The organism is Pseudarthrobacter sp. TE3704 (assembly GCF_056279405.1).
Map to the genome: position 1 here is coordinate 567,767 of NZ_JBWCCJ010000002.1, position 26,759 is coordinate 594,525.

Consider the following 26,759-nt stretch of genomic DNA (forward strand, 5'->3'; position numbering starts at 1 on the left):
CTTTGTGGGCTTTTTCGCAAGACTAAAGGAAGACCTCGAGGCCGCCCGGTCCCACGACCCGGCGGCCCGGGGTTCTTTCGAGAACTTTTTCGCTTACTCCGGCCTGCATGCCATCTGGATCCACCGGCTGACGCACCGCCTCTGGCAGAATCCCGGCCTGCGCTTCCCGGCGCGGCTGCTCTCCCAGCTGGGCAGGTTCGTGACCGGCATCGAGATCCACCCAGGTGCCACGATCGGCCGCCGCTTCTTCATCGACCATGGCATGGGTGTGGTTATTGGAGAGACTGCCGAGATCGGCGAGGACGTCATGATGTATCACGGCGTGACCCTTGGCGGACGCTCGCTGGCACGGATCAAACGCCACCCCACCATCGGCGACCGCGTGACCATCGGCGCCGGTGCCAAGATCCTCGGTCCGATCACCATCGGCGAGGACAGTGCCGTAGGCGCCAACGCCGTGGTGGTCAAGGACGCCCCGCCGGAATCCATCGTCACCGGCGTTCCTGCCAAATGGCGCCACCGCGATGCCCAGCGGGAAACCAAGCCCGCCGTGGACCCGGCCGAATACGAGATCGAGTACCATCTCTGACGCTCAGCCGGCGGCGACGCGTTTGAGCACTATCCTCACCGCCGCGTCGTAGGGCCGGTCCGGCAAAATCCGGCGCAGCGCCAGGATCACTTGGCTCCGCTGCCCACGGGGTAGCGGGTCCTGGGCGGAACGGGCGGCATGCAGCACGGCTCCGGTAATGACTTCAGGCCGTGTGGATGTCCTGGCCCTGTTGGTGGACTCCAGCGCCCCGCCATTTCCGTGCTAACCAGCACGTCGATCCGTCCCCGTTCCGCCAGGACGCGCCCGACGGCGGCTCGCATCGATGCGTCGTCCGTCACGTCAAGCGGCAGGACAGTGACCCCGAGCGGCTTCAGCGGGTCCATCCGGTCCACCCGCCGGGCACCGGTTTAGACGCTGAATCCGTTTCCGGCCTGTTTCCGTGCCGCCTCATAACCGATCGATCCCGGCGGATGCGCCGGTGACGATTGCTACTGGCTGGACCATTCTGGGCTCCCCTGGAACAAACCGCTCTGGAAGAAAGCGCCGGACGCCGGAAACAGCAACGGCCGGCAGTTCCCACAATAAGCGGGAACTGCCGGCCGGAGCAGGGTTCTACAGGCTGTTAGTGCGTGTCAACAGCTGCGATTTCCGACTTGTCCTCGCCCCAGAGGGTGTGGAACGTGCCTTCAGCGTCGACGCGGCCGTAGGTGTGGGCGCCGAAGAGATCGCGCTGGCCCTGGATCAGGGCGGCGGCGACGCGCTTGCGGCGCAGGCCGTCGTAGTACGCCAGCGAGGAGGAGAACACCGGTACCGGGATGCCAAGCTGCACGGCGGTGGCAACCACGCGGCGCCACGCCGGGAGGGCATCGCCGATGGCCTTGGTGAACGCCGGTGCGAACAGCAGGTTGGCCGGCTTCTCGTCCGCGGCGTAAGCCTTGGTGATGTCCTTGAGCAGCTCGGCGCGGATGATGCAGCCCGCACGCCACAGGGACGCGATTTCGTCCAGCTTCAGGTCCCAGCCGTATTCCTTGGCTGCCGACGTCAGCATGTCCAGGCCCTGGGCGTAGGAGACGAGCTTGGAGGCGTAGAGGGCCTGGCGCACGTCCTCGACGAAGGTCTCGGGGATTTCAACCGAAGCTTCGTTGCCCGGCAACAGTTCCTGGCCCAGCTTGCGCTGCCCGGCCTGCGAGGACAGGGCACGAGCGAAGACGGATTCGGCGATGCCGGAAACCGGGGAACCCAGTTCCAGAGCCGAAATGACCGTCCAGCGTCCGGTGCCCTTCTGGCCGGCGGCATCCACCACGACGTCGACGAACGGCTTGCCGGTCTTGCCGTCAACGTGGCCCAGGACCTCTGCGGAGATTTCGATCAGGAAGGAGGACAGCTCGCCCTTGTTCCATTCGGAGAAGATCTTGGACTGTTCGGCGGGCTCGATGCCGGCGCCTGAGCGGAGCAGGTCGAAGGCCTCGCCGATGACCTGCATGTCGGCGTACTCAATGCCGTTGTGGACCATCTTGACGAAGTGTCCTGCACCGTCGGTTCCCACCCAGGCGCAGCACGGCTCGCCGTCCACCTTGGCGGAAATCTTTTCCAGCAGCGGGCCAAGTGCCTTGTAGGACTCCTTGGAACCGCCGGGCATGATGGAGGGGCCGTTCAGGGCGCCTTCCTCGCCGCCGGATACGCCGACGCCCACAAAGTGGAGGTCCTTCTTGGCCAGCGCGGCTTCGCGCCGGCGGGTGTCCTCGTAGTGGGAGTTTCCGGCGTCGATGATGATGTCGCCGGCTTCCAGGAGCGGCTCGAGCTGCTCGATCACGGAGTCAACCGGCTTGCCGGCCTTGACCATGATGAGGACGCGGCGGGGCTTCTCCAATGAGTCCACCAGTTCCTGCAGGGTTTCGGTGCGGACAAAGTCGCCTTCCGAGCCGTACCGCTCCAGCAGCGCGTCCGTCTTCTCCACGGACCTGTTGTGCAGCGCGACCGTGAAGCCGTTCCGCGCCAGGTTGCGGGCCAGGTTGGCGCCCATCACCGCGAGGCCGGTGACACCGATGTGTGCAGACATCAAAACTCCAATTCGTTTCTGTGCGACGGATGCGCAGGGGCGTTTTCCATGCCGGTAACGCCGTGACATTTTTCAAGGGTCGGAATAAAGCATATATATTCAGGAGCCTCGGGGGAAGTGCCGCCCACCCGGTGAACGTTTTGTGTCACCGCCGGTCCGGGCCAGGGCGGGCTCGCATGCCTCTTCGCACTAGGCTTAGCTGCATGACCAGCAGCCTGCACCACCGTGCCATAGAGAATCTTGGCACCCGGATCATCTCCGGTGAGCTGCCTGCTGGCCACGTTATGCTCGCCGAGCATCTCGAGGACGAACTTAAGGTTTCCCGTTCGGTAATCCGCGAAGCTGTTCGGGTGCTGCAGTCGCTGGGTTTGGTGGAAACCACCAAGCGCGTGGGAATCCGCGTGCTGCCGGCCAGCCGCTGGAACCCCTTCGACCCGCAGGTCATCCGGTGGCGGCTTGCCAGCGATGCGCGCGGCGCGCAGCTGCGGTCCCTCGCCGAACTCCGGGCAGCCGTGGAGCCGGCCGCCGCCGAGCTCGCGGCCCAGAATGCGCCCGCCCCGCTGCGGCTGGAGCTGGTGGACGTTGCCTATGCAATGCGCGACGCCGGACACAACGGTGAAGTGCCACGCTTCCTGGAGCTGGACATCCAGTTCCACTCCCTGCTGCTTTCCGGCTCGGGCAACGAGATGTTTGCCAACCTCATGGGACAGGTGGCTGAGACGCTGACCGGCCGCACCGTGCACGGCCTGATGCCCGACCATCCGCATGAGGCTGCCCTGCAGTGGCACGTGGACCTGGCCGAAGCCATCGCCAGGGGTGACGCAGCCTCCGCCAGGGAAACGTCGGACCGGATCATGCGGCGGACTATGTCCCGGATGTCGGATACCTGGACGGAGCAGCCGCGCGTGTTTATCCCCGTGCGCCGTTAAAGTCCGTAGCCCGATTGCGTCACAGACTCGCGGCTACTTTTTGTTTCCGGGAGTTCACGGTATATTCATTTCAGGCCCTCCACCGCGGCATCCCCCAATAGTCGTGGTGGAGGGTTTTCCAATGCCTGGATACTGCCGGTCAGCAGCCCGGCGCCCGCGTCACGCGGCGTCGGCAACTGATTCCCTGAGGCGCCAGCCCCCGCCCAGGCCGTCGCGCTCGAGGAGCATGGTGGTCAGGGCAGAACTCTTGTTGCTACCCAGCCTCACCTGGACCTGCAGGACTTCCACATCCACCCTGCTGTTGCCCTTCGGCATCCTCCGGCGGGTCTCCCACCAGTTGATCCGCTCGAACCATCTGACAGGTTCGGCACCCACTGACCATTCCCTCCCGCGGCTGACAACCGCCGTCGGCATTCCATTTTTGCCAGTGCGGACTATCACGTGTTCCATACCTGGAAAACTATGGCAGGGGTCCGACAATCGGCGCTGCGGGCGGAAGACACAAAAAACCCCGCAATTTTCACCATTACAGGCGAAAACTACGGGGTTTTGCTGGTGGGTCCTACCGGGATCGAACCGATGACATCCACGGTGTAAACGTGGCGCTCTACCAGCTGAGCTAAAGACCCAAGCCGCTGAATCCGGCGTTTCCGCCGCAACCAACGAACATAGACTCTACCCGACCCGGGGCCGTAAACGCGAATCGGACAGGAAGTGCGGCCTGGTGTCCCCTGCACGTCACAGCGGCGGCAGCTCGGCCGCAAGCCAGCTGAGTGATTCTGAGACCCCGGCCTCAAGCTTGATGGTGGATTTGTCGTCCCCGCGGGTCTCTCCCCTGTTGATGATGACTACCGGCTTGCCGTCCTTCGCGGCGTGCCGGACAAACCGTAATCCGCTCATTACTGTCAGCGAAGAACCGGCCACCACCAAAGCGGCGGCTTCATCGACCATGGCGTAGGACTTCTCCACCCGGTCCTTCGGCACGTTTTCACCGAAGTACACAAAGTCGGGTTTCAGCGTGCCGCCGCAGGCCGGACAGGCGGCCACAACAAAGCTGCTGATCAGGGCCTGGTCCTCCACGGTGGCGTCAGCATCAGGTGCCATTTCCACCAGCCCTGTTTCTTTCGCCCGTTCAAGGAACTCCGGATTCAGCTCCTCCAGCATTCCTGCGAGGAGGCGGCGCGAGTAGGTCCTGCCGCAGTCCAGGCAGACCACCTGGTCAAACCGGCCGTGGAGATCGATGACGTTCACGCTTCCGGCATCCTCATGCAGGCGGTCCACGTTCTGGGTGATCAGCCCGGTGAGGTAACCACGGCGTTCAAGCTCCGCCGCTGCGTAGTGTCCCGGGTTTGGATCGGCGTGGCGGAGATGCGACCAGCCGATGTGGTTTCGCGCCCAGTACCGCTGCCGGTTTGCGGCATCCCGGACAAACTCCTGGTAGGTCATGGGTGTCCTGGGTGGCGAACCAGGGCCTCGGTAATCGGGGATGCCCGAATCGGTGCTGAGTCCCGCGCCTGTCAGCAGCGCGAAACGGGTGCCGGCCAGGATGTCCCGGATACGGACCAGGATCTCAAGGTCAGCGGCAGACGGCCGGGCCGGAAGCGACGGCGGCATGCTGGCAAATCCGGTCAGACCTACCCCGTGCCGCCGCGCGTCCATGGCCCGTCAGCCCTGGTCCAGGCCGGCCAGTGCTGTGCGGTACTCGCCAAAGTCGCGGGCCTGGCCCCGCGGGTTCACCACTGTGTAGCGGATGCGTCCGGCGGCGTCGATGATGAACGTGCCGCGCCTTGCCATTCCGGTGTCCGGATCGAAAACACCATACGCGCTGGCTGCGGCGCCGTGGGGCCAAAAGTCCGAGAGCAGGTCGAAACTGTAGCCTTCCTGCGCCGCGTAGGCACGGAGGCTGAACTTGCTGTCCACCGATACGGCCAGGACCGTCGCATGGGCATTCTCGAAGACAGCGAGGTTGTCCCGTATTTCGCAGAGTTCCCCCGTGCAGATCCCCGAGAACGCAAACGGGTAGAACACCAGGACCACGTTCTGCCCGCGGAATGACGACAGCCGGACCGGCTCGCCAAACTGGTTGGGGAGTTCAAAGTCAGGAGCTGTCCCGCCGACCGCGGGTACAGCAGCGGAGGCAGCGGCAAGCGCTGCCGTCACTTGTTCTTCCTGCTCACCAGCCGGGCAGCGCTCCAGTCCTTGGACACGCCGGCTGATGTGGTGACGTGCAGGCCGGCGGTGGGGGCGGCCTCCTGGATGTCCGCCGGGGAGACGTAGCCATCCCTTCCGGACTTCGGGGTAAGGACCCAGACAACGCCGTTTTCGCTGAGGGTGGTCAGCGAATCCATCAGGCTGTCAACAAGGTCGCCGTCACCGTCGCGCCACCAAAAGATCACGGCGTCCGCAACTTCGTGGTCGTCCTCGTCCAGCAGCTCTGAACCGGTGAGGTCCTCTATATCGTCACGCAAGTCGAAATCGACATCGTCGTCGTAACCGAACTCCTGAATCAGATCCCCGTTTTTGAAACCCAATTTTTCCGCCACATTTACCGAAGTGGCGGCGTCGGCCTCGCTCACGTGTTCCTCCAATGCCTCATATATGCGGTGCGCATAGTGATTTCCATTACTCCCAAGCCAACACCCTTTGTGCCTGCGCTTCAAGCTGCCGCCCCCGTGGAACGGCATATTCTGCGTCACATCGGGTGTGGTCAGCCCGCCTTGCAGCGGCTTTTCGTCACACAACCAGTATGACGGCGAAATACAACAGAGGTGCCAAAGGTGCAGCTACGCATCGCCTTGGTGTGAGGGCTAGAGTGGCTGATGACAACTATGCCTGCGGGACAACAACCCTGTAACTCCGTGCAGACATAGGAGCGCTAGGACCCTGCCCGGCACACATGCCCGGGCTGTTGTAACCGATACGTCGCACACGGCGTATGTACGCCGGGCAGTCACCCTGCCTGGCCTGAGTGCGCCGATTCATGCGCGCAAAGAGAGGTTGGACGTGGCTGCAGGAGAAGATACCTCCCATATCCTCAGCGGGTTGACTAACCAGCTGCCTGATCGTGATCCGGAAGAGACTGCCGAGTGGGTTGAGTCCCTGGACGCGCTGATCAGGGAACAGGGCACCGAGCGTGCCCAATACATCATGCGGAGCCTGCTGCAGCGCGCCGGCGCGCAGAGCGTCGGGGTGCCGATGGTGACCACCACCGATTACGTGAACACCATCCCGGTGGACCAGGAAGCACCGTTCCCTGGCAACGAGGAATACGAACGCCGCTACCGGGCGTACATGCGGTGGAACGCCGCTGTCATGGTGCACCGGGCGCAGCGGCCCAACATCGGCGTCGGCGGGCACATCTCCACCTACGCGGGAGCTGCGACCCTGTACGAGGTGGGCTTCAACCACTTCTTCCGCGGCAAGGACCACCCCGGCGGCGGGGACCAGGTCTTCTTCCAGGGCCACGCGTCCCCGGGCATGTACGCCCGGGCGTACATGGAAGGCCGGCTCTCCGAGGAGGACCTGGACGGGTTCCGGCAGGAAAAATCCCGTGAAGGCCACGCCCTCTCCTCCTACCCGCACCCGAGGCTGATGCCCGCGTTCTGGGAATTCCCCACCGTGTCCATGGGCATCGGTCCGATGAACGCGATCTACCAGGCCCAGTCCAACCGGTACCTGCACAACCGCGGCCTGAAAGACACCTCGGACCAGCAGGTCTGGGCGTTCCTGGGCGACGGCGAAATGGACGAGCCCGAATCCCGCGGCCTGCTCCAGCTCGCCGCGAACGAGAACCTGGACAACCTGAACTTCGTCATCAACTGCAACCTTCAGCGCCTGGACGGGCCGGTGCGCGGCAACGGCAAGATCATGCAGGAACTCGAAGCGTTCTTCCGCGGCGCCGGCTGGAACGTCATCAAGGTCGTCTGGGGCCGGGAATGGGATGACCTGCTCACCCGCGACACCGACGGGTCGCTGGTGAAGATCATGAACGAAACCCCCGACGGGGACTACCAGACCTACAAGGCCGAATCCGGCGGGTTCGTCCGCGAACACTTCTTCGGCAAGGACCCCCGCACCAAAGACCTCGTCGCGGACCTCACCGATGACCAGATCTGGAACCTCAAACGCGGCGGCCACGACTACCGCAAGGTCTACGCCGCATACAAGGCAGCCACCGAATTCAAGGGCAAACCCACCGTTATCCTCGCCAAAACCGTCAAGGGCTACGGACTCGGACCCCACTTCGAAGGCCGCAACGCCACCCACCAGATGAAGAAGCTGACCCTGGACGACCTGAAGAAGTTCAGGGACCACCTGCGGATTCCGGTCACGGATGAGCAGCTGGAGAAGGATCCGTACCAGCCGCCGTACTTCCACCCGGGCACCGATGCGCCGGAGATCCAGTACATGATGGAGCGCCGCGCAGCCCTGGGCGGTTCCGTGCCGGAGCGCCGCTCCAAGCACGCCGAGATCACCCTGCCCGAGGACAAGTCCTATGAGGTGGCAAAGCGCGGCTCGGGCAAGCAGCAGGCCGCCACCACCATGGCGTTCGTCAGGCTCCTGAAGGACCTGATGCGGGATAAGAACTTCGGCAAGCACATCGCCCCGATCATCCCGGACGAGGCCCGAACCTTCGGCATGGACGCCTTCTTCCCCACTGCCAAGATCTACAACCCCAAGGGCCAGAACTACCTGTCCGTGGACCGGGACCTGGTCCTGGCCTACAAGGAATCCGCCCAGGGCCAGCTGATCCACCCCGGCATCAACGAAGCCGGCGCCGTGGCAGCCTTCACCGCCGCCGGCACCGCCTACGCCACCCACGGCGTACCCCTGGTCCCCGTTTACGTGTTCTACTCCATGTTCGGCTTCCAGCGCACCGGCGACGCCTTCTGGGCAGCAGCGGACCAAATGACCCGCGGCTTCATCATCGGCGCCACCGCAGGGCGCACCACCCTCACCGGCGAAGGCCTCCAGCACGCCGACGGCCACTCCCCGCTGCTGGCCTCAACCAACCCGGCAGTGGTCACCTACGACCCCGCCTACGGCTACGAGATGGGCCACATCATCCGCGACGGCCTGGAACGGATGTACGGGCCGGACTCGGACGACCGGAACCTCATGTACTACCTCACGGTCTACAACGAGCCCATCACCCAGCCCGCCGAGCCGGAGGAACTGGACGTCGAGGGCGTCATCAAGGGCATTTACCTGCTCGCCCCCGCGAAGATCGACGGTCCCCGCACCCAGATCCTGGCCTCCGGCGTCTCGGTTCCGTGGGCGCTGGAAGCCCAGCGGATCCTGGCCGAGGACTGGTCCGTCTCCGCCGACGTCTGGTCCGTCACCTCCTGGAACGAACTGCGCCGCGACGGCCTCGCCGCCGAGGAAGAAGCGTTCCTGAACCCCGGCGAAACCGCACGCGTACCCTTCGTGACCCAGCAGCTCGAAGGTGCTACCGGACCTGTCGTGGCCGTGTCCGACTACATGAAGGCCGTCCCGGACCAGATCCGCCAGTTCGTTCCCAACGAGTACGCCACCCTCGGCGCGGACGGCTTCGGCTTCTCCGACACCCGCGCAGCAGCACGCCGCTTCTTCAAGAACGACACCCACTCCATCGTGGTGCGTTCCCTGGAGATGCTGGCACGCCGGGGCGAGGTGGACGCGCAGGCTCCCATCAAGGCCATCGAGAAGTACCGGCTGCACAACGTGAACGCCGGCTCAACCGGCAACGCCGGAGGAGAGGCTTAACCACCTCCAGCGCAGCATCAACGACGGCGGCTCCCTCCGGAAGGCGGGGGCCGCCGTCGTTCGTCCGGAGGGGCGCCCATGGTGTGACGCACACCAAGGCGGATTGTAGCCTTTGCACAAATGGAGCTTGCGGGACGCTGCCCGTATGCTCGAAGGATGCCAGCACCAGCCACCCCGTCCGCCAAGCGCAAACCGTCCCAGCCCAAGGTCACCCCGGAGAAGTCCGAGACCCTGAAAAAGCTGCGCGCAAATGTGGGACAGCTGTCCACCACCACCATGCGTGAGCTGGAAAAATCGCTCCCCTGGTACAGCCGGCTGAGTTCCGACGAACGGTCAGCCTTGGGCATGGTGGCGCAGAACGGCATCGCAGCGTTCGTCACCTGGTACGAGCGGCCCAGTTCCCCGTCATGGATCCTTACGGACGTCTTCGGCACCGCCCCGACGGAACTGACCCGCTCGATCAGCCTGCAAAAGGCCCTGCAGCTGATCCGGATCGTGGTGGAGGTGGTGGAGGACCAGGTTCCGGTGATCGCGCCGGAGGCGGACCAGCCCTCGCTCCGGGAGGCTGTGCTGCGGTATTCCCGGGAAGTGGCCTTTGCCGCGGCGGACGTCTATGCGCGCGCCGCGGAATCCCGCGGTTCCTGGGACACCCGCCTCGAAGCATTGATCGTGGATGCCATCCTGCGTGGCGAAAACACCGACGCCTTGCGCTCCAGGATTGCCGCGCTTGGCTGGAAAGCGCAGGAACGCTTCACTGTCATGGTGGGCAATTCACCCTCCGAACCCAGCGCCAGCTACGTCAGCGAGCTGCGGCGGACGGCCGGGCGCTACGCGGAAGACGCGCTCGTGGGCATCCAGGGCGACCGGCTGATCCTCATTCTCGGAGGGGTCCAGGACCGCGAAACCGCCTACGTGAAACTCAGCGAGATGTTTGCGCCCGGGCCCGTTGTGTATGGCCCCGAGGCCGGTTCCCTGCTGGAGGCCAGCGGCTCAGCACAGTCCGCCTTTGCTGGTCTCACCGCCGCCAAGGCCTGGCCGTCCGCGCCGCGGCCGGTGGCGGCCGACGACCTACTCCCCGAGCGCGTCATATCCGGCGACGACGCCGCCCGCCGCTCGCTGGTCAAAAACATATACCGGCCCCTGCTGGCTGCGTCCAATGGACTGGTCGAAACGCTTGGCACCTACCTCGAACTGGGGCATTCGCTCGAGGCCACAGCCCGTGAACTCTTTGTCCATGCCAACACCGTGCGCTACCGGCTGAAGCGGGTTTGCGACGTCACTGGCTGGGATCCGCTGCTTCCCCGCGAAGCGTTTGTCCTGCAGGCAGCGCTCGTGGTGGGCCGCCTTTCGGCCCCTCCAAAAGCCGCCACGGAAAGACAGCCGTCGCGGAATCAACCCTGAGGCGTTGTAGACTTCCTACAACCTGACCCCGTGAGCTTGGTGCGGACAAACACCGCTGGATCACACAGTAATTTGGAAAGCTGGTTACGTGCTTGCAATAGTCTGCCCTGGACAGGGCTCACAAACCCCGGGTTTTCTGGCCCCTTGGCTGGAACTTCCCTCGGTGGCAGGCCAACTGGCCGCCCTGAGCGACATCGCGGGTATTGACCTGATCGCCCACGGAACCACCTCCGATGAGGAAACCATCAAGGACACTGCCGTAGCGCAGCCCCTGATTGTCGCCGCCGGACTGGTGGCCGCGGCGTCCCTCTTCGACGTCGAACTCAACTCCCTGCCGGTGATCCTGGCAGGCCACTCGGTCGGTGAAATCACCGCCTCCGCCCTGGCCGGCGTCCTGACCGAGCAGGAAGCCATGACCTTCGTCCGCGAACGTGCCAACAGCATGGCAGCCGCTGCCTCCGTCACCCCCACCGGCATGAGCGCCGTGGTGGGCGGGGACCCGGCCGAGGTCCTGGCCGCCATCGAGGCGTCCGGCGCCACACCCGCCAACGTCAACGGCGCAGGCCAGACAGTCGCCGCAGGAACCTTCGACCAGCTGAAGGCACTCGCCGACAACCCGCCGGCTAAAGCACGGGTCATCCCGCTGAAGGTTGCCGGCGCCTTCCACACCGGCCACATGTCCCCCGCAGTCAGCGCGCTGAAGGCGCTCGAGCCGCAGCTGAAGCCGCAGGCGCCCACTGTTCCCCTGCTGTCAAACTACGACGGCGGCGAAGTCACCGACGGCCCTGCCGCCGTCGACAGCCTCATCGCCCAGGTATCCCGCCCCGTGCGCTGGGACCTCTGCATGGAGGCCATGGTCCAGCGCGGCGTCACGGGCGTCATTGAACTGGCTCCCGCCGGTACCCTCGCCGGCCTGGCCAAGCGCGGCATGCCAGGGGTCAAGACCGTGGCGGTCAAGACCCCCGATGATCTCTCCGCCGCCCTGGCACTCTTCGCAGAACTGGAGGGCAACGCATGAGCGTTCCCACCCTGAAGCAGGCTCCCCTCCAGGAGCACACCCGGATCCTTGGGCTGGGCGCGTACCGGCCGGACGTCATCGTCACCAACGAGGATGTGTGCCAGTGGATCGACTCCTCGGACGAGTGGATCCGGCAGCGTACCGGAATCGTGACGCGCCACCGCGCCAAGGCGGATGTGAGCGTCATCGACATGGCCGAGGGCGCTGCCCGTGAGGCGATGGAGAAGGCCGGAATCCAGGCCTCTGACCTCGGCGCCGTGATCGTTTCGACGGTGACCCACCCCTACGCCACCCCCTCGGCTGCAGCGAGCCTGGCTGACCGGCTGGGCGCCACCCCGGCACCTGCCTTCGACATTTCCGCGGCATGCGCCGGCTACTGCTACGGCATCGCCCAGGGTGACGCCCTGGTCCGGTCCGGAACGGCCAAGTACGTGCTGGTGGTCGGCGCCGAAAAGCTCTCCGATGTCATCGACAACCGTGAACGAACCATCTCCTTCCTGCTCGGCGACGGTGCGGGCGCCGTCGTCATCGGACCGTCCGAAACTCCGGGCATCGCGCCCTCGGTGTGGGGCTCGGACGGCAGCAAGTGGGACGCGATCGGTATGACGCGCTCCATGCTGGACGTCCGCGACCTCGGCATGGCTGCCCGCCAGTCGGACTCCACCGGCGACCTCGCGCTCCTCGAAGAAGCCCAGGAGCTCTACCCCACGCTTCGCCAGGACGGCCAGACGGTGTTCCGCTGGGCTGTCTGGGAAATGGCGAAGGTGGCCCAGCAGGCACTTGAGGCTGCCGGCGTCGAGGCCGAAGACCTGGTGGCGTTCATTCCCCACCAGGCCAACATGCGCATCATCGACGAGATGGTGAAGAAGCTGAAGCTGCCGGAGACGGTTACAGTGGCACGGGACATTGCCGACGCCGGCAACACGTCTGCCGCGTCCATCCCGCTGGCAACGCACCGCCTGCTGCAGGAAAACCCGGAACTGAGCGGCGGTCTCGCCCTGCAGATCGGCTTCGGCGCCGGGCTGGTGTTCGGCGCCCAGGTAGTTGTCCTTCCCTAGCAACGCCCCCACGGGCCGCATCCGCGGCCCGGCCCATTTCCGGCAGCCCCTGCCGGCAACACAAGAAAAGGAGCCACTAATGGCTAGCAACGAAGAGATCCTGGCCGGCTTGGCTGAAATCGTCAACGAAGAAACCGGCCTGGCCCCGGAGGCTGTAGAGCTGGACAAGTCCTTCACCGAAGACCTGGACATCGACTCCATCTCGATGATGACCATCGTGGTCAACGCCGAAGAGAAGTTCGGCGTGCGCATCCCGGACGAAGAGGTCAAGAACCTCAAGACCGTTGGCGACGCCGTCAGCTTCATCGCCGGAGCACAGGCCTAGTCAAGGCTTTCGCCGTTTCGACGGCATGGCGGGGCTGCCGGTCCGGATGGCCGGACCGGCAGCCCGCCGCTTTTTTCAGCAGGGTGCCCCAGCCGGCACTCCTGCTTCATATCCGGCCGAGCGCCGTTCAACAACACGCGGGACCCTCCGGACGACGGAGACGGATTCCCACCGACAGAGAGTGATCCCATGACACGCAAAGTAGTCATTACCGGTCTGGGTGCCACCACGCCCATCGGCGGCGATGTACCCACAATGTGGAACAACGCGCTCAAGGGGGTCTCCGGTGCCCGCACCCTGGAAGACGACTGGGTCGCCAAGTACGAGCTTCCCGTCCACTTCGCCGCCCGGTGCAGCACCCCGGCACTTGACGTGCTCAGCCGTGTCGAGGCCAAGCGGATGGACCCCTCCACCCAGTTCGGCGTCATCGCTGCCCGCGAGGCCTGGGCCGACTCCGGCATCATCGAATTCGACAAGGACCGCCTGGCTGTTGCCTTCGCGACCGGCATCGGCGGGGTCTGGACCCTGCTGGACGCCTGGGACACGCTGAAGGAAAAGGGCCCCCGCCGGGTCCTCCCCATGACCGTTCCCATGCTGATGCCCAACGGTGTTGCGGCGGCTGTCAGCCTGGACCTGGGAGCACGTGCAGGCGCCCACACGCCTGTATCTGCCTGCGCCTCCGGCACTGAGGCCCTGCACCTGGGCCTGGACCTGATCCGCTCGGGCAAAGCGGACGTGGTGATGTGCGGCGGCGCGGAAGCCGCCATCCACCCCATGCCCCTCGCGGCCTTCGCCTCCATGCAGGCCCTCTCGCGCAGGAACGATGAACCGGAGCGCGCATCCCGGCCCTACGACCTTGGCCGAGACGGCTTCGTGATGGGCGAAGGCGCAGGCGCGCTGGTGCTTGAGGCCGAAGAGCACGCCCTGGCACGCGGAGCCCGGATCTACGGTGAACTCGCCGGAACGTCCGTTACCGCCGACGCGTACCACATCACCGCACCGGACCCCGAGGGCCTCGGTGCAACCCGCGCACTTAAGGCAGCCATGTTCGACGGGCGGATCCAGGCTGAGGACGTGGTCCATGTGAACGCCCATGCCACGTCCACCCCCGTGGGCGACAAGCCGGAATACACGGCCCTCCGCGCCGCCCTCGGTTCGCACATCGACAACGTGGCGGTTTCGGCCACCAAGTCGCAGATGGGCCACCTCCTGGGTGCGTCCGGTGCCGTCGAAGCCGTCCTCACCGTGCTCGCCGTCTACGAACGCAAAGCGCCTGTCACGATCAACCTCGAAAACCAGGATCCGGAAATTCCGCTGGACGTTGTCACGTCTGCCCGCGACCTGCCGGCAGGCAACATCGTGGCACTGAGCAACTCCTTCGGTTTCGGCGGCCACAACGCCGTCGTCGCTGTCCGGAGCGTCTGACACCGGCCCCGGGCCTGATCCCGGACCACAAGAGGAGGCCCCGCCAGCTGGCGGGGCCTCCTCTTTGCTATGGAGTCCTTACTGAAAAACGTACGACGGCGATCAGCCCACCTGGTGGAGCCAGCGCACGGGAGCGCCTTCGGCGGCGTGCCGGAAGGGCTCAAGTTCCTCGTCCCAGGCCTCGCCCAGTGCGAGCGACAGCTCGTGGTAGACCGCTGCGGGATCGCCTGCTCCGGACTCGTACGCGTAGCGGATCCGGTCCTCGGACACCATGATGTTGCCGTGCACGTCGGTGACCGCATGGAAAATACCGAGTTCGGGGGTATGGGACCAGCGGCCGCCGTCCACACCCTGGCTCGGTTCTTCCGTGACCTCGAAGCGCAGATGCGCCCAGCCGCGGAGCGAGGACGCCAGTTTGGCTCCCGTCCCGGGTGTCCCGGTCCAGGACAGCTCGGCACGGAACATTCCGGGCGCGGCAGGTTGAGGGGTCCACTCAAGGTCCGTCCGTTTGTCCACGACGGAGCCAATGGCCCACTCAACATGAGGGCACAGGGCCGTAGGGGCCGAGTGAACAAACAGCACACCACGGGTCATTGCAACAGACATTCCATCCTCCATAGCTCTAGGTACGTCTTCCCCAACGACCTCTGCCTGGATGGAACTGCTGTGCCTTTTCCTGCGGGAGTTGCCTGCCCGGTTATTCAGATGTATCGGATTAAGCTGTGTCCGGACTTGCCGCGCCGCGTAAAGCCTCATGAGCTTCAAGCGTCACTTGAAAGTTGCCGGACGTGACTCTTATTGTGCCGTACCCCGCCGAATTACGCCAGTGCGATTACCCACACTGTCACTCATGCCCGGGGGTGTGCCTGCTGGTAGCTATTGCGCAGCCGGTCCACCGAAACATGGGTGTAGATCTGGGTGGTGGCGAGGCTGCTGTGTCCCAGGATTTCCTGGACCGCTCGAAGGTCCGCACCACCGTCAAGGAGATGCGTGGCTGCGGAGTGACGGAGGGCGTGTGGTCCGGATGCCGAGGTGTCCCCCAGTGACCCGAAGAGGCTGTTCACCAGAGCCCGGACCTGCCGCTGGTCCACCCGTCCTCCGCGGGCACCAACGAAGAGTGCCGGACCGCTGGTGTCCCTGGCCAGCAGCGGCCGGCCCCGCCGCAGCCAGTCATCCACCGCGACAGCCGCCGGAACACCGAACGGTACCGTCCGTTCCTTGTTGCCCTTGCCGATGACCCGCAGTGTCCGGCGGTCCGGGTCCAGGTCATCGATGTCCAGGCCTGCCAGTTCACCCACGCGCACGCCTGTGGCATAGAGGAGTTCCACGATGGCGCGATCGCGGACTGCCATGGGTTCACCGTCGGCTGCCGCTTCCTCCATCTTTGCCAGCAGACGGGTCAGCTGGGCAGTCTGCAGGACGCCGGGCAGGGATTGTTCACGTTTTGGCGCCTTCAGCCTGAGGGCGGGATCGGCTGCGATCCGCTCCTCGCGCAGCGCCCAGGCCGTGAACGACCTTACGGTGGCGGACCGGCGGGCAAGGGTTGCCCGTGCGGCACCTGCCTGGCTCTGCACGCCCAACCAGCGGCGGAGCGTTCCCAACTCGAGGTCCTTGAGCCCGGCGGCCCCTTCGGTTGCGGCGTGGGCCAGGAGGCTCCGCAGGTCACCCAGGTACGCCCGCCGGGTGTGGGCCGACAGGGCGCGCTCCCCTGACAGATAACCGGCGAACGCATCCAGTGCTTCCTCGAGCTCCGCGGGCAATTCCTCATGATCCACTCTCCTACTGTCTCAGTTTTGGCCGGCGAACCGCCGGCTGACACGGCCGGGCCGCTCTACAGCATTTTGTGCCGAATCACGCTGATGCCTTGCCGCGTTTCCAGCCGCCCCGTTCTGAAACTGCCAGCCCGAGCAATCCCAGGCGGCCGAGCCCGGCGCGCACCGATTCGACACCCAGGCCGGCGACTGCGGACAGCTTCTCGACAGAAGTGGTGGAGCGCAGCGGCAGCGCATCCAGGAGGATCAGGTCCTCGAGGGTCAGCCCATCCTGGATCTGGGCGCGGCCCGGCCGTTGTTCCGGCAGCGCTGCACCACTTGGTGATGCCAGCTCCGCCACTTCTGCAGCATCAGTGACGCACACCGCTCCCCCGTCCCGCAGCAGCCGGTGGCAGCCTGCCGAGTTGGCACTGTGCACCGATCCGGGAACGGCTCCGACGGCACGGCCCAGCGTTTCGGCGTGATGGGCCGTGTTAAGTGCCCCGGAGCGCCATCGGGCCTCCACCACGACGGTTACAGCAGAGAGAGCGGCAATCAGCCTGTTCCGCTGCAGGAACCGGTACCGGGTAGGCGCAGAACCCGGCGGTACCTCGGCAAGCACCGCGCCCTGGTTGCAGACAGCCCGCAGGAGATCCTCGTTACCGGACGGATAGAACCGGTCCACACCGCCCGCCATCACGGCGATGGTGGGTACGGCGCCGGAGCCCCCGGCCAGCGCAGCCCGGTGGGCATGGGCATCGATGCCGTATGCGCCACCCGAGACCACGGTGAATCCGCGCTGCGCCAGCGAGTAGGCGAGGTCGCCCGTGACGGCCGCTCCATAGCTGGTGCTGTCCCGCGACCCCACCAGGGCGATACAGGTGCCAGCGGCCGGGAGCGGCTGCTCCTGGCCGCGCCACCACAGGCAAATCGGTTCCTGGATTCCGAGGTCAGCCAACTGGCCGGGCCACAAATCGTCGGACGGGATAATGAGCCGTCCGCCCAGGCGGGCCATGGTAGCAAGGTCGCGTTCCGGCGCAAGGTCAGGGATCCGTGGCTGCCAACGCTTAAGCGCAGCGGCCATTCCGGCCCAGCTTGTGGCGGAGCCGTCGTCAGCAAGGAGTCCGGTGATTTCACGCTCCAGTTCCGGCCCCGCCTTCAGCTGGCCGGTGGCGATTCCGAGGGCGTCCACTGCGCCCGCCAGCTGGACGAGGGCGAGGCCCGCAGCGTCCTGGGGCTCCATGAGCCGTGACAGCGCGGCGCGTGCCAGCCGTTCCGCATCGATGGTTTGTTCCTTCATGCCGCGGCCGCCGCTGCCTGCCGCAGGCCAAGGGCCTGCCCGATGTGGTCCGTATCGGGGATGTCCCGATGGGCCAGGTCGGCAAGCGTCCACGCCAGGCGCAGAACCCGGTCATAGCCGCGGGCTGTCAGGACGCCGCGTTCCAGGGAATGGTCGAGGATGCGGGTGGCAGTTGGGGGAAGCCGCAACTCCCCGCGCAGGATGCGGCCAGGCACCTCCGAATTGGTCTCCAACCCGAACGGGCCTAACCGCTCGGCCTGCCGGGAGCGCGCAGCCCGCACCCGCCGGGCAACTGACGCCGTATCCTCCTCTTCCCCGGCCTGTCCGAACTCGGCCAGGGACACCCGCTCCACCTGGAGCTGGATATCGACGCGGTCCAGCAAAGGCCCCGACATCCTGGCGAGGTAGCGGCGCCGCATCATGGGGGTGCAGGTGCAATCGAGCCCTTTGCCGGAGGCCTTCCCGCACGGGCAGGGATTGGCGGCGAGCACCAGTTGGAAACGCGCGGGGTAGGCAGCGGTTCCTGCCGACCGGTGGATGACCAGCTCACCGCTCTCCAGGGGCTGCCGCAGGGCATCGAGGACCCGGCGTTCGTACTCGGGGGCCTCGTCCAGGAACAACACCCCGCGGTGTGCCCGCGACGCCGCTCCCGGCCGGGGCAGCCCGGAGCCGCCGCCGATGATGGCAGCGGCGGTAGCGGAATGGTGCGGGTTTTCAAAGGGCGGCCGGCGCAAGAGCTGGACCGCGGATGACGGCAGGCCGCACAACGAGTGGATGGCGGTGACCTCCATGGATTCATGGTCGCCAAGGTCAGGCAGCAGGCCTGGCAGACGTTCCGCGAGCATGGTTTTGCCGGCGCCCGGCGGACCGGTGAGCAGCAGGTGATGGGCTCCGGCGGCCGCGACCTCGAGGGCACGGCGGGCATCGCCCTGGCCTGACACATCCGCCATGTCCGGGAAGCTGGCGGCCTCGCCGGGCGCATCGCCGTAGTCCTCGGCGTCGTCCGGTTCGAAATCCAGGGCAAGTTCCTGCGGATCTGCCCCGAAGTCCAGCACCAGCCTGGCGAGCGTCCGGTATCCGCGGACGTTGGCGCCGGGGACCAGCGAAGCCTCTGCGAGGTTGGCCTGCGCCACCACGATCTCCGGATATCCGGCCTGCACGGAGGCCATCACGGCAGGAAGGATTCCCCGGACGGGCCGGAGCCTGCCGTCAAGCCCGAGTTCCGCGATGAAGACCGTGCGGCCGGTCGGTTTGATGTCGTTGGCGGCCCGGAGCACAGCCATGGTGACTGCGAGGTCAAAACCCGATCCACGCTTGGGAAGCGATGCCGGGATCAGGTTTGCGGTGATCTTCCGCCGGCTGAGCGGGATGCCGGAGTTCTTCGCCGCGGACCGGATGCGCTCCTTGGCTTCATTCAAGGCGGCATCCGGCAGGCCGAGGATCACAAAAGCCGGGAGGGTCTGGCCGATATCGGCCTCAACCTCCACTATGTACCCGTTCAAACCCACCAGCGCGATGGAGTACGTGCGGCCCAGCGCCATTCACCCCACCCCCTTGAGGTGCTCCACCAAGGGTTCGCCGCCGCCGTCGTCCACGACCGCTATCACGTCCACGCGCCGCAGGGGCATCCGCAGTTCCCGGTCCCGGCACCACGCCGAACCGAGCCGGTGCAGCCGGGCGAGCTTTTCGGGCCCGACGGCCTCGAAGGGATGGCCGTAATCCAGCGAGCGGCGGGTTTTGACTTCGGCGATGACCAGCGCGTCGCCGTCGAGGGCCACGATGTCTATTTCGCCCTCGGTGCAGCGCCAGTTGCGCTCCACCACCAGCATGCCCAGGGATTCAAGGTATCCGACGGCGAGGTCCTCGCCGTGCCGGCCCAACAGGTCTTTTGATTTCATCTTCTACCTCCGCAACCAGCCTGCTGCCGGAAGCAAGCGGAGGTAAGGGAACAACTGCCCTATGTGGACCGGGCAGGATGTGGAGGAGAAGTGGAGCGGCGAGCCGGGCGCTAGTTGCCCAGGTCCACGTCCTTGGGCATGGCCAGCTCCTCGTTGCGCGGAAGCTCTTCCACGTTAACGTCCTTGAATGTGAGGACCCGGACGCTCTTGACGAACCGCGCCGACCGGTACACATCCCACACCCAGGCGTCCTGCAGTGTCAGGTCGAAGTAGACTTCACCGTCCGCGCTGCGGGCCTGAAGATCAACATGGTTGGCCAGGTAAAAGCGCCGCTCGGTCTCGACAACGTAGCTGAACAGTCCGACGACGTCGCGGTATTCACGGTAGAGCTGCAGCTCCATGTCGGTTTCATAGTTTTCAAGATCTTCAGCACTCATGGTTCCATCTTGCACCATCTCCACCGCCGCAGGCGCCGGGGCATGGCAGGACTCAGTCTTCCGCCGATTCTTCCCCGCCGGGCAGCCCGCCGGGGTCCGGTTCGCCGTCCTGCAGCTCCCCGTCCACCAACTCCCCGCCCAGCAGGCGCCAGCTCACCCGGTGGTAGGGAGTGGGCCCCGCCGCGCGGAGCACGTCGCGGTGCAGCGCCGTGGCATACCCCTTGTTGATGTCCCAGCCGAAGTCGGGGTACTCAACGTGCAGTTCCCGCATGGTCCGGTCCCGCTCGACTTTGGCGATGACGCTGGCGGCAGCCACGCTCAGGCACTGCATGTCCGCCTTGACCTTGGTGTGCACGGGGGCGTCGCAAGCAACGTCCAGGACCGGCGGATCGAACAGGGACGGCTGCCCGGCCGGCGAGAGCCAGTTGTGGCTGCCGTCGAGCAGCACCATGTCCGGGGTGACGCCACCGGCAAGGATGTCACGCCAGGCACGGGTACCGGCCAGACGCAGCGCGGCGATGATACCAAGCGCGTCAATCTCCTGCGCTGAGGCATGCCCCACGGCGGAGGCAACGCTCCACCGCCGCACCAGGGGCTCCAGCCGCTCCCGCTCCGCAGGGGGCAGGAGCTTGCTGTCCCGTACCCCGGCCAGTGACTTCTGCCGTTCGAGGTCAACCACGGCGATGCCCACGCTCACCGGGCCTGCAAGTGCACCGCGTCCCACCTCGTCCACCCCGGCAAGGTACCGGACCCCCTGCGCCTTGAACGACCGCTCGTGGCGCAACGTCGGGGCCTTGGCGCGGACGACCTTGGTGGATCCGGACCGGGTCCTTCCAGGAGCGGCCTTAGCCGGGCTCGCCTTGACTGCCGGGCACATGTCAGGGGGCCGCCGGCACGTTCCGGAACACGTCCGGGTGGTTGTCCAGGGAGGTGATGCGGCTTAAAGGCCACGCGATGACCGCTGCCTTGCCCTCGAGGTCGTCGACGTCGATGAAGCCGCCGTCGGCGTCCATGTGGGCGCGGGAATCGGCGGAGTGGTTCCGGTTGTCACCCATCACCCACACCTTCCCTTCAGGGACAACGACGTCGAAGTTGCGGACCTGCGGGACCTCGGCAGGGTTGACGTACGTTTCGTCAAGGGCGGTCCCGTTAACAGTGATTTTACCGCCGGTGTCGCAGCAGACCACGTGGTCCCCGGGCAGGCCGATGACCCTCTTGACGAGGTGCTGCTCCGAATTGTCCGGCAGCAGCCCAACGAACGTCAGACCGTCCTGCACCCAGGTGAACGGCCCCTCAGCCTTTGCGGGCGCTGCCGGCAGCCAGCCCTTGGTATCGCGGAAGACCACAACGTCCCCGCGGCTGAGCGAGAAGGGTTCCGGCACCAGGAGGTTGACGAAGATCCGGTCATCGACATCCAGTGTGTTCACCATGGATTCGGACGGGATGAAGAAGGCCCGGAAGAGAAAAGTCTTGATGAGGAAGGAGAGCACGACGGCGATCACCACAACGGTGGCTACTTCCTTCAGCCAGGCGAACACCGGGTTGCCGGTCGGCTTGTCCGCCGCTTTCGCAGCGGAACGGCTTTCCGCCTGCGCCGGGGCCGGAGAAGCGGGGGCCGGCGCGTCCGCACCGGGGACAGTTGCCCCGGAGGCCGGGCTGGCCGGGGTATCCGAAGTGCCGTCGTGGCGCGGTTCCGGTGTCCGCGCGTGGTTCTCGGGCATCTACTGTCCGTTCTCTATGGTTGGTTCAGCCGCGGGCGGCCGTGGTACTGGAGCAAATCTATCAAGCGGCCAGATGATCTGGACGGGCCTGCCGATAACGCGGTCTACGGGCACCATTCCCCCGCCGGGTGCGCCCAGCAGGCTGCGGGAGTCTGCGGACAGGGAACGGTGGTCGCCCAGCAGCCACAGCCGGCCGTTCGGGACCACCGCACTGAACCTTTGGGTACTGGGCGCGTCACCATCGAAAATGTACGGCTCCTCCAGAACCTGGCCGTTGACGGTGATCTTTCCTTCCGCATCGCAGCAGACCACTGTGTCACCGGGGAGTCCGATGACCCGCTTGACGTAGGTGGTGTCGCTGCCGGTGAGTCCGAGCCACTGGGTGATTCCGGATGCGGCGTCCGCGAGCGGGCCCCGGCCGCTGTTGAGTGGCGCAAATGTGCCCCGCCCGTCAAAGACAACAATGTCTCCCCGCCGTATCGGTTCCGCCTGGAAGCCGGTCCGGGATACGAGGATCCGGTCTCCGCCCTCCAGGACAGGCTCCATGGATTCGGACGGGATGAAGTAGACATCAATCCACAGGGACCGGACCAGGCCGCTGACCGCAACGGCCAGGAGGAGCGCCAGGAACGCAAAACGCCAGCCCATTTTTGGGGGCTGGCGTTTTGTCTGGTCCATGTCCGTATCCTGCCGCGCTGGTGCTGATTGGCTCCGGCGCTGGCCGGTTACGGCTGCGGCCCAGCCTTCGTAGGTCCGGAAGGGACTTACTTGGCGGTGCTGAAGTCGCGCTTTTCCTTGATCTTTGCAGCCTTACCGCGCAGTGCACGCATGTAGTAAAGCTTGGCACGGCGAACGTCGCCCTTGGTGACAACTTCGATCTTGTCGATGATCGGGGAGTGTACCGGGAAGGTACGCTCAACGCCGACACCGAAGGAGACCTTGCGGACCGTGAAGGTCTCACGGACGCCGTCACCCTGGCGGCCAAGGACGAAGCCCTGGAACACCTGGACGCGGGAGTTCTTGCCTTCGATGATGTTCACGTGAACCTTGAGGGTGTCACCCGCGCGGAACTCGGGAACATCGGTGCGCAGCGAAGCTGCATCTACGGAATCGAGAATATGCATGATTGCACTCCTGGTGAACGCCACAGGTCATTCACTTTGGGTCACGGCAGGCAAGCCCGGGCGCTTGGAAGCGGCCCGGAAATTGCTGCCGAAAGTTAAGTGGTCCGGCCGCCTCAATGGTTGACGAGGCCGGTTGCCTAAGCTGTTGGTTGCGCTCCCCCTATGGCAGGTGCGGACCCAGCAGACACAAGGACTAATTTTGCCACAGTGGAACCGTTACAGCCAATCCCGACGGCCCGGCAGGCAGGATAGGCCGGGTAGCGTGGATCAGGGGTGCTGCCCGGTCGCTTCGGGGCGGCGCGTCAGCCTCCCGTCCACGACGTCGTATCCCAGGTTCTGCAGTTCGGTGCGGTCCGCACGGGGGAGGCTTCCGGCGTCGAACCCTTCCAGCAGGTCCGGACGGCGCGACGCCGTCCTGCGGAACTGCTCGTGGCGGCGCCACTGGGCGATCTTGCCGTGGTTGCCGCTCAGCAGCACGGCCGGGACTTCCCGCTCCCGCCAAACGGCGGGCTTGGTGTAGACGGGATACTCCAGGAGGCCGTCGGAATGGGACTCCTCCACCAATGATTCCGGGTTGCCCACCACGCCGGGCAGCAGCCGGCCGATGGCCTCCACCATGGCCAGGACGGCCACTTCCCCGCCATTGAGGACGTAATCCCCCAGGCTGACCGGCCGCACATCGAAGTGCTCCCGTGACCACTCCATCACGCGCTCATCGATTCCCTCGTAACGCCCGCAGGCGAAAGCAAGATGCTCTTCCTCCGCGAGTTCGTAGGCCAGCGCCTGGGTGAACCGCTCCCCTGCCGGCGAGGGGACGATCAGGACGGGCTTGCCCTCGGCCTGGGGCCGCTCCCCGGCGATGGAAGCAAGGGCCTGCGCCCAGGGTTCCGGCTTCATGACCATGCCCGCGCCGCCGCCGTAGGGGGTATCGTCCACGGAACGGTGCTTGTCGGCGGTGAAGCTGCGGAGGTCATGGACATGGAGGTCCAGGATCCCGTCCTGCCGGGCCTTGCCGATCAGCGAGAGTTCAAGGGGTGCCAGGTACTCGGGAAAGATGCTGACGACGTCGATGCGCATCTAGGCGTTGCCTTCAGGTTCCGAGGGGGCTGCTTCGGCCTCCGCATTCAGCTCGAAAAGGCCGGCCGGCGGCGTAAGGAGGATGTACCCTTCCTCGATGTTGACCTCGGGAACAATCTGCTCGACAAACGGAACCAGGATTTCGTTGCCGTCCGGGGTGGTGACCATGAGCAGGTCCTGCGCGGTACCGGTGTTGAGCGCGGCAACCTTGCCCACCACGTCTGAGCCCACCCGGGCCTCGAGTCCAACGAGTTCGTGCTCGTACCAGCCTTCGTCGTCGTCCTCATCCAGCTCCTCGGTTTCGATGAAGAGCTTGGCCCCCCGGAGGCTCTCCGCTTCATTGCGGGTCTCAATTTCCTCGAAGCCCAGCAGCAGGATGTCCTTGTTCCAGCGCGCACTCATTACAGTGAGCGGGCCGGCGGAGGCCGGCTCAACTACAAACTCAGTGCCGGGGACAAACCGGTCCCCAGGGGCATCGGTCAGGACCTGGACCGTGACTTCCCCGCGGATGCCGTGGGGCTTGCCAATGCGGGCCACCTGAAGCTGCATGTGTTCCTCTGTTCCAATGTGTGGATTGCGGTTGTTCGGGAAAAGCACTCCGGCCCCTCCACCTGATGGTGGAGGGGCCGGAGCATAACTGATGTTGCCGGACGCTCAGCGGCGGCGGTCGGTGTCGACGACGTCAACCCTTACCGGCTCGCCGCCGGCCAGGGCTGCCACAACGGTGCGCAGCGCGCGTGCCGTGCGGCCCTGGCGGCCGATCACCCGTCCGAGGTCATCCTGGTGAACGCGCACCTCGAGGGTGTCCCCGCGGCGGTTGCTCTTCGAGCTGACCTTGACTTCGTCCGGGGAATCAACGATTCCCCGGACCAGGTGTTCCAGCGCGTCTGCCAGCAATTTACTCAGCCTCGGTGGTCTCTGCTTCGGCCTCGGCGGCGTCAGACTTGGCTGCCTTCTTGGTGATGGCTTCCGGGATGATCACGGAACCCTTTTCCGGGGCAACGAAGGCTTCCTTCTGAGCTTTGGTCTTCAGGGTGCCTTCCTGACCCGGCAGGCCCTTGAACTTCTGCCAGTCACCGGTGATCTTCAGGATGGCGGCAACCTGCTCGGACGGCTGGGCGCCGACGGACAGCCAGTACTGGGCACGCTCGGAGTTGACCTCGATGTATGAGGGCTCTTCGGTGGGGTGGTACTTGCCGATTTCTTCGATTGCACGGCCGTCACGCTTGGTGCGTGAGTCGGCGACAACGATGCGGTAGTACGGTGCGCGCATTTTGCCAAAGCGCTTAAGGCGAATCTTTACGGCCACTTTTGTGGTCACTCCTGTTTCAGAAAAGGGGGTGAACCCGGCTTTCTGCACCCGTGGGGCGGGCCGTACTTGCGGGCTCGAAGGACAGGATCCGGACGCGGAGAGAGGGGCCACGCAGATCGAGTACCTGTTTATTGTGCCAGATCAGCGCCGGGATTTCGACTTGACACAGCGGCGGCCGGAAGATGGCCGGGGGCGGGCCGCTCAGGCGGACCAGACGTAGAGCCCCGTCCGCTCCGAATCTTCCACGCTGCCGGCCAGTTCAGCCAGCTGCTGCACATAGGTCCGTGCCTGGTCCGCGCCGAAGGGCATGTCGTCCTGGGCGGCCCACTGCCCGGCAACGTCATCAAGGATGTTGCCTTCGCCTTCGGTTTCATACGAGAGCAGGTCCGCCAGGGCGCGGACCATGGCCGGCGGGACGGCCAGGAGCGAATCGCTGGACACGTCCACCATGGTCAGTTCATAGTCGGCACCGCCGGCATGCACGGCAGTTCCGGCGAGGTCCCCCAGCTGTTCAACTTCGAAATCACTGATCCCCGGGATCCGGACGGCCTGGCCGGCGGGTGCACTGCCGCCTTCGTCCAGGACGCCGGCACGCTTGAGCGCGGCGTCATGGGTGGCAACAAAGATCTCGGTGAAGCCCATGGGAAGTACCCTTCTTCCGTTGACGGTGGTGCCGGCCGGGAGCAATGCCTGCCGCCCGGCCGTTCGGGTTCAGCCTAGTACGGGAACGCCCGGGTCAGCGTGCCGCTACCCGGATGCTGTTCCGCCAGGGGTCTTCAAACCGCAGTTCTGCTCCGGTGTGGTGGGCCGGCACGCCGGCGACTTTCAGGCGGTCCGCCAGCGCGCCGACGTCGTCACCCGTGGGCACCTCGATGAGGACCTCACCCAGGCCCAGTGTGTCTTTGCGCGGCCCGGCGCCGCGGCTGTTCCAGACATTCATGGCCATGTGGTGGTGGTAACGGCCAGCGGAGACGAAGAGGGCCTGGCCATGCCACCCGGCCGTTTTCTCGAACCCCAGGACACCTACGTAGAAATCCCGCGCGGACTGCACGTCACCCACCTGGAGGTGGACGTGGCCCACTCCTGCGGCCGTCCTGCGCTGCCCTTCCAGGGAATCCTCCGTCAGGTGCTGCTCAAGGTACCGCTGCGGCGGCAGGGCCAGGCTGTCCATGACCACGTCGGTTCCGTTCCAGGACCAGTTGCTGCGGGGCCGGTCCCAGTAGAGCTCTATGCCGTTGCCTTCAGGGTCGTTGAAGTAGAAGGCTTCGCTGACCAGGTGGTCGGCGCTCCCGGTGAAGGACCGCGGCTCGTATTGGGCAGCGGTGGCGATGGTCGCCGCGAGGGAGGCCTGGTCCTCGAACAGCAGGGCCGTGTGAAACAGGCCCGCTTCTCCCCTGCCCGGAAGGTTCAGCCCGGGCGCGGGCGCAAGGTGGACCAGCGGCTTTTGCAGCCGGCCCAAGTACAGCCCGCCGTCCTGCTCGGCCACCACCTCAAGGCCAAGGGCGCGCTGGTAGTAATCGGTCATGACCTTCATGTCGCCTACTTTGAGCATGACGGTGCCCATTGTGAGGTCTGCAGGAAGAAGATCCTGGCTGGTGGCTTCTGCAGTCATTGAACGCTCCCTGTGCT

Annotated in this window: 29 protein-coding genes and 1 tRNA gene; 8 read left to right on the forward strand and 22 right to left on the reverse strand. The window is 65.6% G+C overall.

Annotated features, from left to right (window positions below; translation table 11 throughout):
* Nucleotides 1-4 precede the first annotated feature (4 nt).
* The gene (epsC, locus tag ACZ9BC_RS06635; RefSeq protein ID WP_079596372.1) at nucleotides 5-589 is read left to right on the forward strand and encodes a serine O-acetyltransferase EpsC; all 585 of its coding nucleotides are present in this window, start codon (nucleotides 5-7) and stop codon (nucleotides 587-589) included.
* Between the two features lie 583 nt (nucleotides 590-1,172).
* On the opposite strand, the gene gndA is transcribed toward epsC, so the two are convergent.
* A complete protein-coding gene (gene gndA / locus ACZ9BC_RS06640; protein WP_079596373.1) occupies nucleotides 1,173-2,609 on the reverse strand; it encodes an NADP-dependent phosphogluconate dehydrogenase in 1,437 nt (478 codons plus the stop codon).
* A 203-nt stretch (nucleotides 2,610-2,812) separates the two neighbouring features.
* Here gndA and ACZ9BC_RS06645 point away from each other — a divergent pair, with 203 nt between their 5' ends.
* Nucleotides 2,813-3,538, forward strand: coding sequence for a FadR/GntR family transcriptional regulator (locus tag ACZ9BC_RS06645; RefSeq protein WP_079596374.1), 726 nt, complete (start codon nucleotides 2,813-2,815; stop codon nucleotides 3,536-3,538).
* 159 nt (nucleotides 3,539-3,697) lie between these two features.
* On the opposite strand, the gene ACZ9BC_RS06650 is transcribed toward ACZ9BC_RS06645, so the two are convergent.
* The 5 genes from ACZ9BC_RS06650 to ACZ9BC_RS06670 form a co-directional block, all read right to left on the reverse strand.
* Nucleotides 3,698-3,988 carry a hypothetical protein gene (locus ACZ9BC_RS06650; RefSeq protein WP_476245242.1) on the reverse strand — a complete coding sequence of 97 codons (291 nt, stop codon included), beginning with the start codon at nucleotides 3,986-3,988 and terminating at the stop codon, nucleotides 3,698-3,700.
* A 103-nt stretch (nucleotides 3,989-4,091) separates the two neighbouring features.
* Nucleotides 4,092-4,167 (reverse strand) — tRNA-Val (locus tag ACZ9BC_RS06655).
* A gap of 109 nt (nucleotides 4,168-4,276) precedes the next feature.
* On the reverse strand, nucleotides 4,277-5,197 hold the full coding sequence (locus ACZ9BC_RS06660; protein WP_476245243.1) for an NAD-dependent protein deacetylase: 921 nt from the start codon (nucleotides 5,195-5,197) through the stop codon (nucleotides 4,277-4,279).
* 6 nt (nucleotides 5,198-5,203) lie between these two features.
* Nucleotides 5,204-5,698 (reverse strand): peroxiredoxin, encoded by a 495-nt coding sequence (locus ACZ9BC_RS06665; RefSeq protein ID WP_476245244.1) that lies wholly within the window; start codon nucleotides 5,696-5,698, stop codon nucleotides 5,204-5,206.
* Nucleotides 5,695-6,114: a DUF3052 domain-containing protein gene (locus ACZ9BC_RS06670; RefSeq protein ID WP_079596430.1), complete on the reverse strand. Its 420-nt coding sequence runs from the start codon at nucleotides 6,112-6,114 to the stop codon at nucleotides 5,695-5,697. Before ACZ9BC_RS06670 ends, ACZ9BC_RS06665 begins: the two co-directional genes overlap by 4 nt.
* A 427-nt stretch (nucleotides 6,115-6,541) precedes the next feature.
* Between ACZ9BC_RS06670 and aceE the strand changes: the two genes are divergently transcribed.
* From aceE to ACZ9BC_RS06700, 6 genes are all read left to right on the forward strand, one after another.
* Nucleotides 6,542-9,283, forward strand: coding sequence for a pyruvate dehydrogenase (acetyl-transferring), homodimeric type (gene aceE, locus ACZ9BC_RS06675; protein ID WP_476245245.1), 2,742 nt, complete (start codon nucleotides 6,542-6,544; stop codon nucleotides 9,281-9,283).
* 156 nt (nucleotides 9,284-9,439) lie between these two features.
* Nucleotides 9,440-10,684: a PucR family transcriptional regulator gene (locus tag ACZ9BC_RS06680; RefSeq protein WP_079598974.1), complete on the forward strand. Its 1,245-nt coding sequence runs from the start codon at nucleotides 9,440-9,442 to the stop codon at nucleotides 10,682-10,684.
* Between the two features lie 88 nt (nucleotides 10,685-10,772).
* Nucleotides 10,773-11,702, forward strand: coding sequence for an ACP S-malonyltransferase (locus ACZ9BC_RS06685; protein WP_476245246.1), 930 nt, complete (start codon nucleotides 10,773-10,775; stop codon nucleotides 11,700-11,702).
* Entirely contained in the window at nucleotides 11,699-12,760 is a 1,062-nt protein-coding gene (locus ACZ9BC_RS06690) for a beta-ketoacyl-ACP synthase III (protein ID WP_476245247.1), read from the forward strand. The genes ACZ9BC_RS06685 and ACZ9BC_RS06690 overlap by 4 nt, the downstream gene beginning before the upstream one ends.
* 79 nt (nucleotides 12,761-12,839) lie before the next feature.
* Nucleotides 12,840-13,085, forward strand: coding sequence for an acyl carrier protein (locus ACZ9BC_RS06695; RefSeq protein ID WP_009359314.1), 246 nt, complete (start codon nucleotides 12,840-12,842; stop codon nucleotides 13,083-13,085).
* Nucleotides 13,086-13,274: 189 nt separating this feature from the next.
* Nucleotides 13,275-14,510 (forward strand): beta-ketoacyl-[acyl-carrier-protein] synthase family protein, encoded by a 1,236-nt coding sequence (locus ACZ9BC_RS06700; protein WP_476245248.1) that lies wholly within the window; start codon nucleotides 13,275-13,277, stop codon nucleotides 14,508-14,510.
* Nucleotides 14,511-14,612: 102 nt separating this feature from the next.
* On the opposite strand, the gene ACZ9BC_RS06705 is transcribed toward ACZ9BC_RS06700, so the two are convergent.
* The 16 genes from ACZ9BC_RS06705 to ACZ9BC_RS06780 all read right to left on the reverse strand — a co-directional run bounded on the left by ACZ9BC_RS06705 (nucleotide 14,613) and on the right by ACZ9BC_RS06780 (nucleotide 26,742).
* Nucleotides 14,613-15,116, reverse strand: a complete 504-nt coding sequence (locus ACZ9BC_RS06705; RefSeq protein WP_009359312.1) for a DUF3145 domain-containing protein — start codon at nucleotides 15,114-15,116, stop codon at nucleotides 14,613-14,615.
* A gap of 242 nt (nucleotides 15,117-15,358) precedes the next feature.
* A complete protein-coding gene (locus ACZ9BC_RS06710; RefSeq protein WP_476245249.1) occupies nucleotides 15,359-16,285 on the reverse strand; it encodes a tyrosine recombinase XerC in 927 nt (308 codons plus the stop codon).
* Nucleotides 16,286-16,361: 76 nt separating this feature from the next.
* On the reverse strand, nucleotides 16,362-17,561 hold the full coding sequence (gene dprA / locus ACZ9BC_RS06715) for a DNA-processing protein DprA (protein WP_476245250.1): 1,200 nt from the start codon (nucleotides 17,559-17,561) through the stop codon (nucleotides 16,362-16,364).
* Nucleotides 17,558-19,102 carry a YifB family Mg chelatase-like AAA ATPase gene (locus ACZ9BC_RS06720; protein ID WP_476245251.1) on the reverse strand — a complete coding sequence of 515 codons (1,545 nt, stop codon included), beginning with the start codon at nucleotides 19,100-19,102 and terminating at the stop codon, nucleotides 17,558-17,560. The genes dprA and ACZ9BC_RS06720 overlap by 4 nt, the downstream gene beginning before the upstream one ends.
* The gene (locus ACZ9BC_RS06725) at nucleotides 19,103-19,459 is read right to left on the reverse strand and encodes a YraN family protein (protein ID WP_115525545.1); all 357 of its coding nucleotides are present in this window, start codon (nucleotides 19,457-19,459) and stop codon (nucleotides 19,103-19,105) included. It lies immediately after the preceding gene.
* Between the two features lie 110 nt (nucleotides 19,460-19,569).
* Complete coding sequence (locus ACZ9BC_RS06730) at nucleotides 19,570-19,896, reverse strand: DUF2469 domain-containing protein (protein ID WP_009359307.1); 327 nt, start codon at nucleotides 19,894-19,896, stop codon at nucleotides 19,570-19,572.
* A 52-nt stretch (nucleotides 19,897-19,948) separates the two neighbouring features.
* Nucleotides 19,949-20,773, reverse strand: coding sequence for a ribonuclease HII (locus ACZ9BC_RS06735; protein ID WP_476245252.1), 825 nt, complete (start codon nucleotides 20,771-20,773; stop codon nucleotides 19,949-19,951).
* A 1-nt stretch (nucleotide 20,774) separates the two neighbouring features.
* Nucleotides 20,775-21,617 carry a signal peptidase I gene (gene lepB / locus ACZ9BC_RS06740; RefSeq protein WP_476245253.1) on the reverse strand — a complete coding sequence of 281 codons (843 nt, stop codon included), beginning with the start codon at nucleotides 21,615-21,617 and terminating at the stop codon, nucleotides 20,775-20,777.
* Entirely contained in the window at nucleotides 21,618-22,295 is a 678-nt protein-coding gene (gene lepB / locus ACZ9BC_RS06745) for a signal peptidase I (RefSeq protein WP_476245254.1), read from the reverse strand.
* 86 nt (nucleotides 22,296-22,381) lie between these two features.
* Complete coding sequence (gene rplS, locus ACZ9BC_RS06750; RefSeq protein ID WP_079598963.1) at nucleotides 22,382-22,741, reverse strand: 50S ribosomal protein L19; 360 nt, start codon at nucleotides 22,739-22,741, stop codon at nucleotides 22,382-22,384.
* Between the two features lie 267 nt (nucleotides 22,742-23,008).
* The gene (trmD, locus tag ACZ9BC_RS06755) at nucleotides 23,009-23,818 is read right to left on the reverse strand and encodes a tRNA (guanosine(37)-N1)-methyltransferase TrmD (protein WP_476245255.1); all 810 of its coding nucleotides are present in this window, start codon (nucleotides 23,816-23,818) and stop codon (nucleotides 23,009-23,011) included.
* Nucleotides 23,819-24,367, reverse strand: coding sequence for a ribosome maturation factor RimM (rimM, locus tag ACZ9BC_RS06760; protein WP_476245256.1), 549 nt, complete (start codon nucleotides 24,365-24,367; stop codon nucleotides 23,819-23,821).
* A 105-nt stretch (nucleotides 24,368-24,472) separates the two neighbouring features.
* On the reverse strand, nucleotides 24,473-24,715 hold the full coding sequence (locus tag ACZ9BC_RS06765) for an RNA-binding protein (protein WP_476245257.1): 243 nt from the start codon (nucleotides 24,713-24,715) through the stop codon (nucleotides 24,473-24,475).
* Between the two features lies 1 nt (nucleotide 24,716).
* Complete coding sequence (rpsP, locus tag ACZ9BC_RS06770) at nucleotides 24,717-25,127, reverse strand: 30S ribosomal protein S16 (RefSeq protein WP_476245258.1); 411 nt, start codon at nucleotides 25,125-25,127, stop codon at nucleotides 24,717-24,719.
* A gap of 204 nt (nucleotides 25,128-25,331) precedes the next feature.
* Nucleotides 25,332-25,772, reverse strand: a complete 441-nt coding sequence (locus ACZ9BC_RS06775; RefSeq protein WP_476245259.1) for a hypothetical protein — start codon at nucleotides 25,770-25,772, stop codon at nucleotides 25,332-25,334.
* A 94-nt stretch (nucleotides 25,773-25,866) separates the two neighbouring features.
* Nucleotides 25,867-26,742 (reverse strand): VOC family protein, encoded by an 876-nt coding sequence (locus ACZ9BC_RS06780; protein ID WP_476245260.1) that lies wholly within the window; start codon nucleotides 26,740-26,742, stop codon nucleotides 25,867-25,869.
* Between the last annotated feature and the right edge of the window lie 17 nt (nucleotides 26,743-26,759).

What these genes read in the sequence shown, in the direction of transcription:
- gndA (WP_079596373.1), bottom strand. Translation starts at nt 2,609, where the DNA reads ATGTCTGCACACATCGGTGTCACCGGCCTCGCGGTGATGGGCGCCAAC.
- ACZ9BC_RS06645 (WP_079596374.1), top strand. Translation starts at nt 2,813, where the DNA reads ATGACCAGCAGCCTGCACCACCGTGCCATAGAGAATCTTGGCACCCGG.
- ACZ9BC_RS06650 (WP_476245242.1), bottom strand. Translation starts at nt 3,988, where the DNA reads ATGGAACACGTGATAGTCCGCACTGGCAAAAATGGAATGCCGACGGCG.
- ACZ9BC_RS06660 (WP_476245243.1), bottom strand. Translation starts at nt 5,197, where the DNA reads ATGGACGCGCGGCGGCACGGGGTAGGTCTGACCGGATTTGCCAGCATG.
- ACZ9BC_RS06680 (WP_079598974.1), top strand. Translation starts at nt 9,440, where the DNA reads ATGCCAGCACCAGCCACCCCGTCCGCCAAGCGCAAACCGTCCCAGCCC.
- ACZ9BC_RS06690 (WP_476245247.1), top strand. Translation starts at nt 11,699, where the DNA reads ATGAGCGTTCCCACCCTGAAGCAGGCTCCCCTCCAGGAGCACACCCGG.
- ACZ9BC_RS06695 (WP_009359314.1), top strand. Translation starts at nt 12,840, where the DNA reads ATGGCTAGCAACGAAGAGATCCTGGCCGGCTTGGCTGAAATCGTCAAC.
- ACZ9BC_RS06700 (WP_476245248.1), top strand. Translation starts at nt 13,275, where the DNA reads ATGACACGCAAAGTAGTCATTACCGGTCTGGGTGCCACCACGCCCATC.
- ACZ9BC_RS06705 (WP_009359312.1), bottom strand. Translation starts at nt 15,116, where the DNA reads ATGTCTGTTGCAATGACCCGTGGTGTGCTGTTTGTTCACTCGGCCCCT.
- dprA (WP_476245250.1), bottom strand. Translation starts at nt 17,561, where the DNA reads ATGAAGGAACAAACCATCGATGCGGAACGGCTGGCACGCGCCGCGCTG.
- ACZ9BC_RS06720 (WP_476245251.1), bottom strand. Translation starts at nt 19,102, where the DNA reads ATGGCGCTGGGCCGCACGTACTCCATCGCGCTGGTGGGTTTGAACGGG.
- ACZ9BC_RS06725 (WP_115525545.1), bottom strand. Translation starts at nt 19,459, where the DNA reads ATGAAATCAAAAGACCTGTTGGGCCGGCACGGCGAGGACCTCGCCGTC.
- ACZ9BC_RS06730 (WP_009359307.1), bottom strand. Translation starts at nt 19,896, where the DNA reads ATGAGTGCTGAAGATCTTGAAAACTATGAAACCGACATGGAGCTGCAG.
- ACZ9BC_RS06735 (WP_476245252.1), bottom strand. Translation starts at nt 20,773, where the DNA reads ATGTGCCCGGCAGTCAAGGCGAGCCCGGCTAAGGCCGCTCCTGGAAGG.
- lepB (WP_476245253.1), bottom strand. Translation starts at nt 21,617, where the DNA reads ATGCCCGAGAACCACGCGCGGACACCGGAACCGCGCCACGACGGCACT.
- lepB (WP_476245254.1), bottom strand. Translation starts at nt 22,295, where the DNA reads ATGGACCAGACAAAACGCCAGCCCCCAAAAATGGGCTGGCGTTTTGCG.
- rplS (WP_079598963.1), bottom strand. Translation starts at nt 22,741, where the DNA reads ATGCATATTCTCGATTCCGTAGATGCAGCTTCGCTGCGCACCGATGTT.
- trmD (WP_476245255.1), bottom strand. Translation starts at nt 23,818, where the DNA reads ATGCGCATCGACGTCGTCAGCATCTTTCCCGAGTACCTGGCACCCCTT.
- rimM (WP_476245256.1), bottom strand. Translation starts at nt 24,367, where the DNA reads ATGCAGCTTCAGGTGGCCCGCATTGGCAAGCCCCACGGCATCCGCGGG.
- ACZ9BC_RS06775 (WP_476245259.1), bottom strand. Translation starts at nt 25,772, where the DNA reads ATGGGCTTCACCGAGATCTTTGTTGCCACCCATGACGCCGCGCTCAAG.
- ACZ9BC_RS06780 (WP_476245260.1), bottom strand. Translation starts at nt 26,742, where the DNA reads ATGACTGCAGAAGCCACCAGCCAGGATCTTCTTCCTGCAGACCTCACA.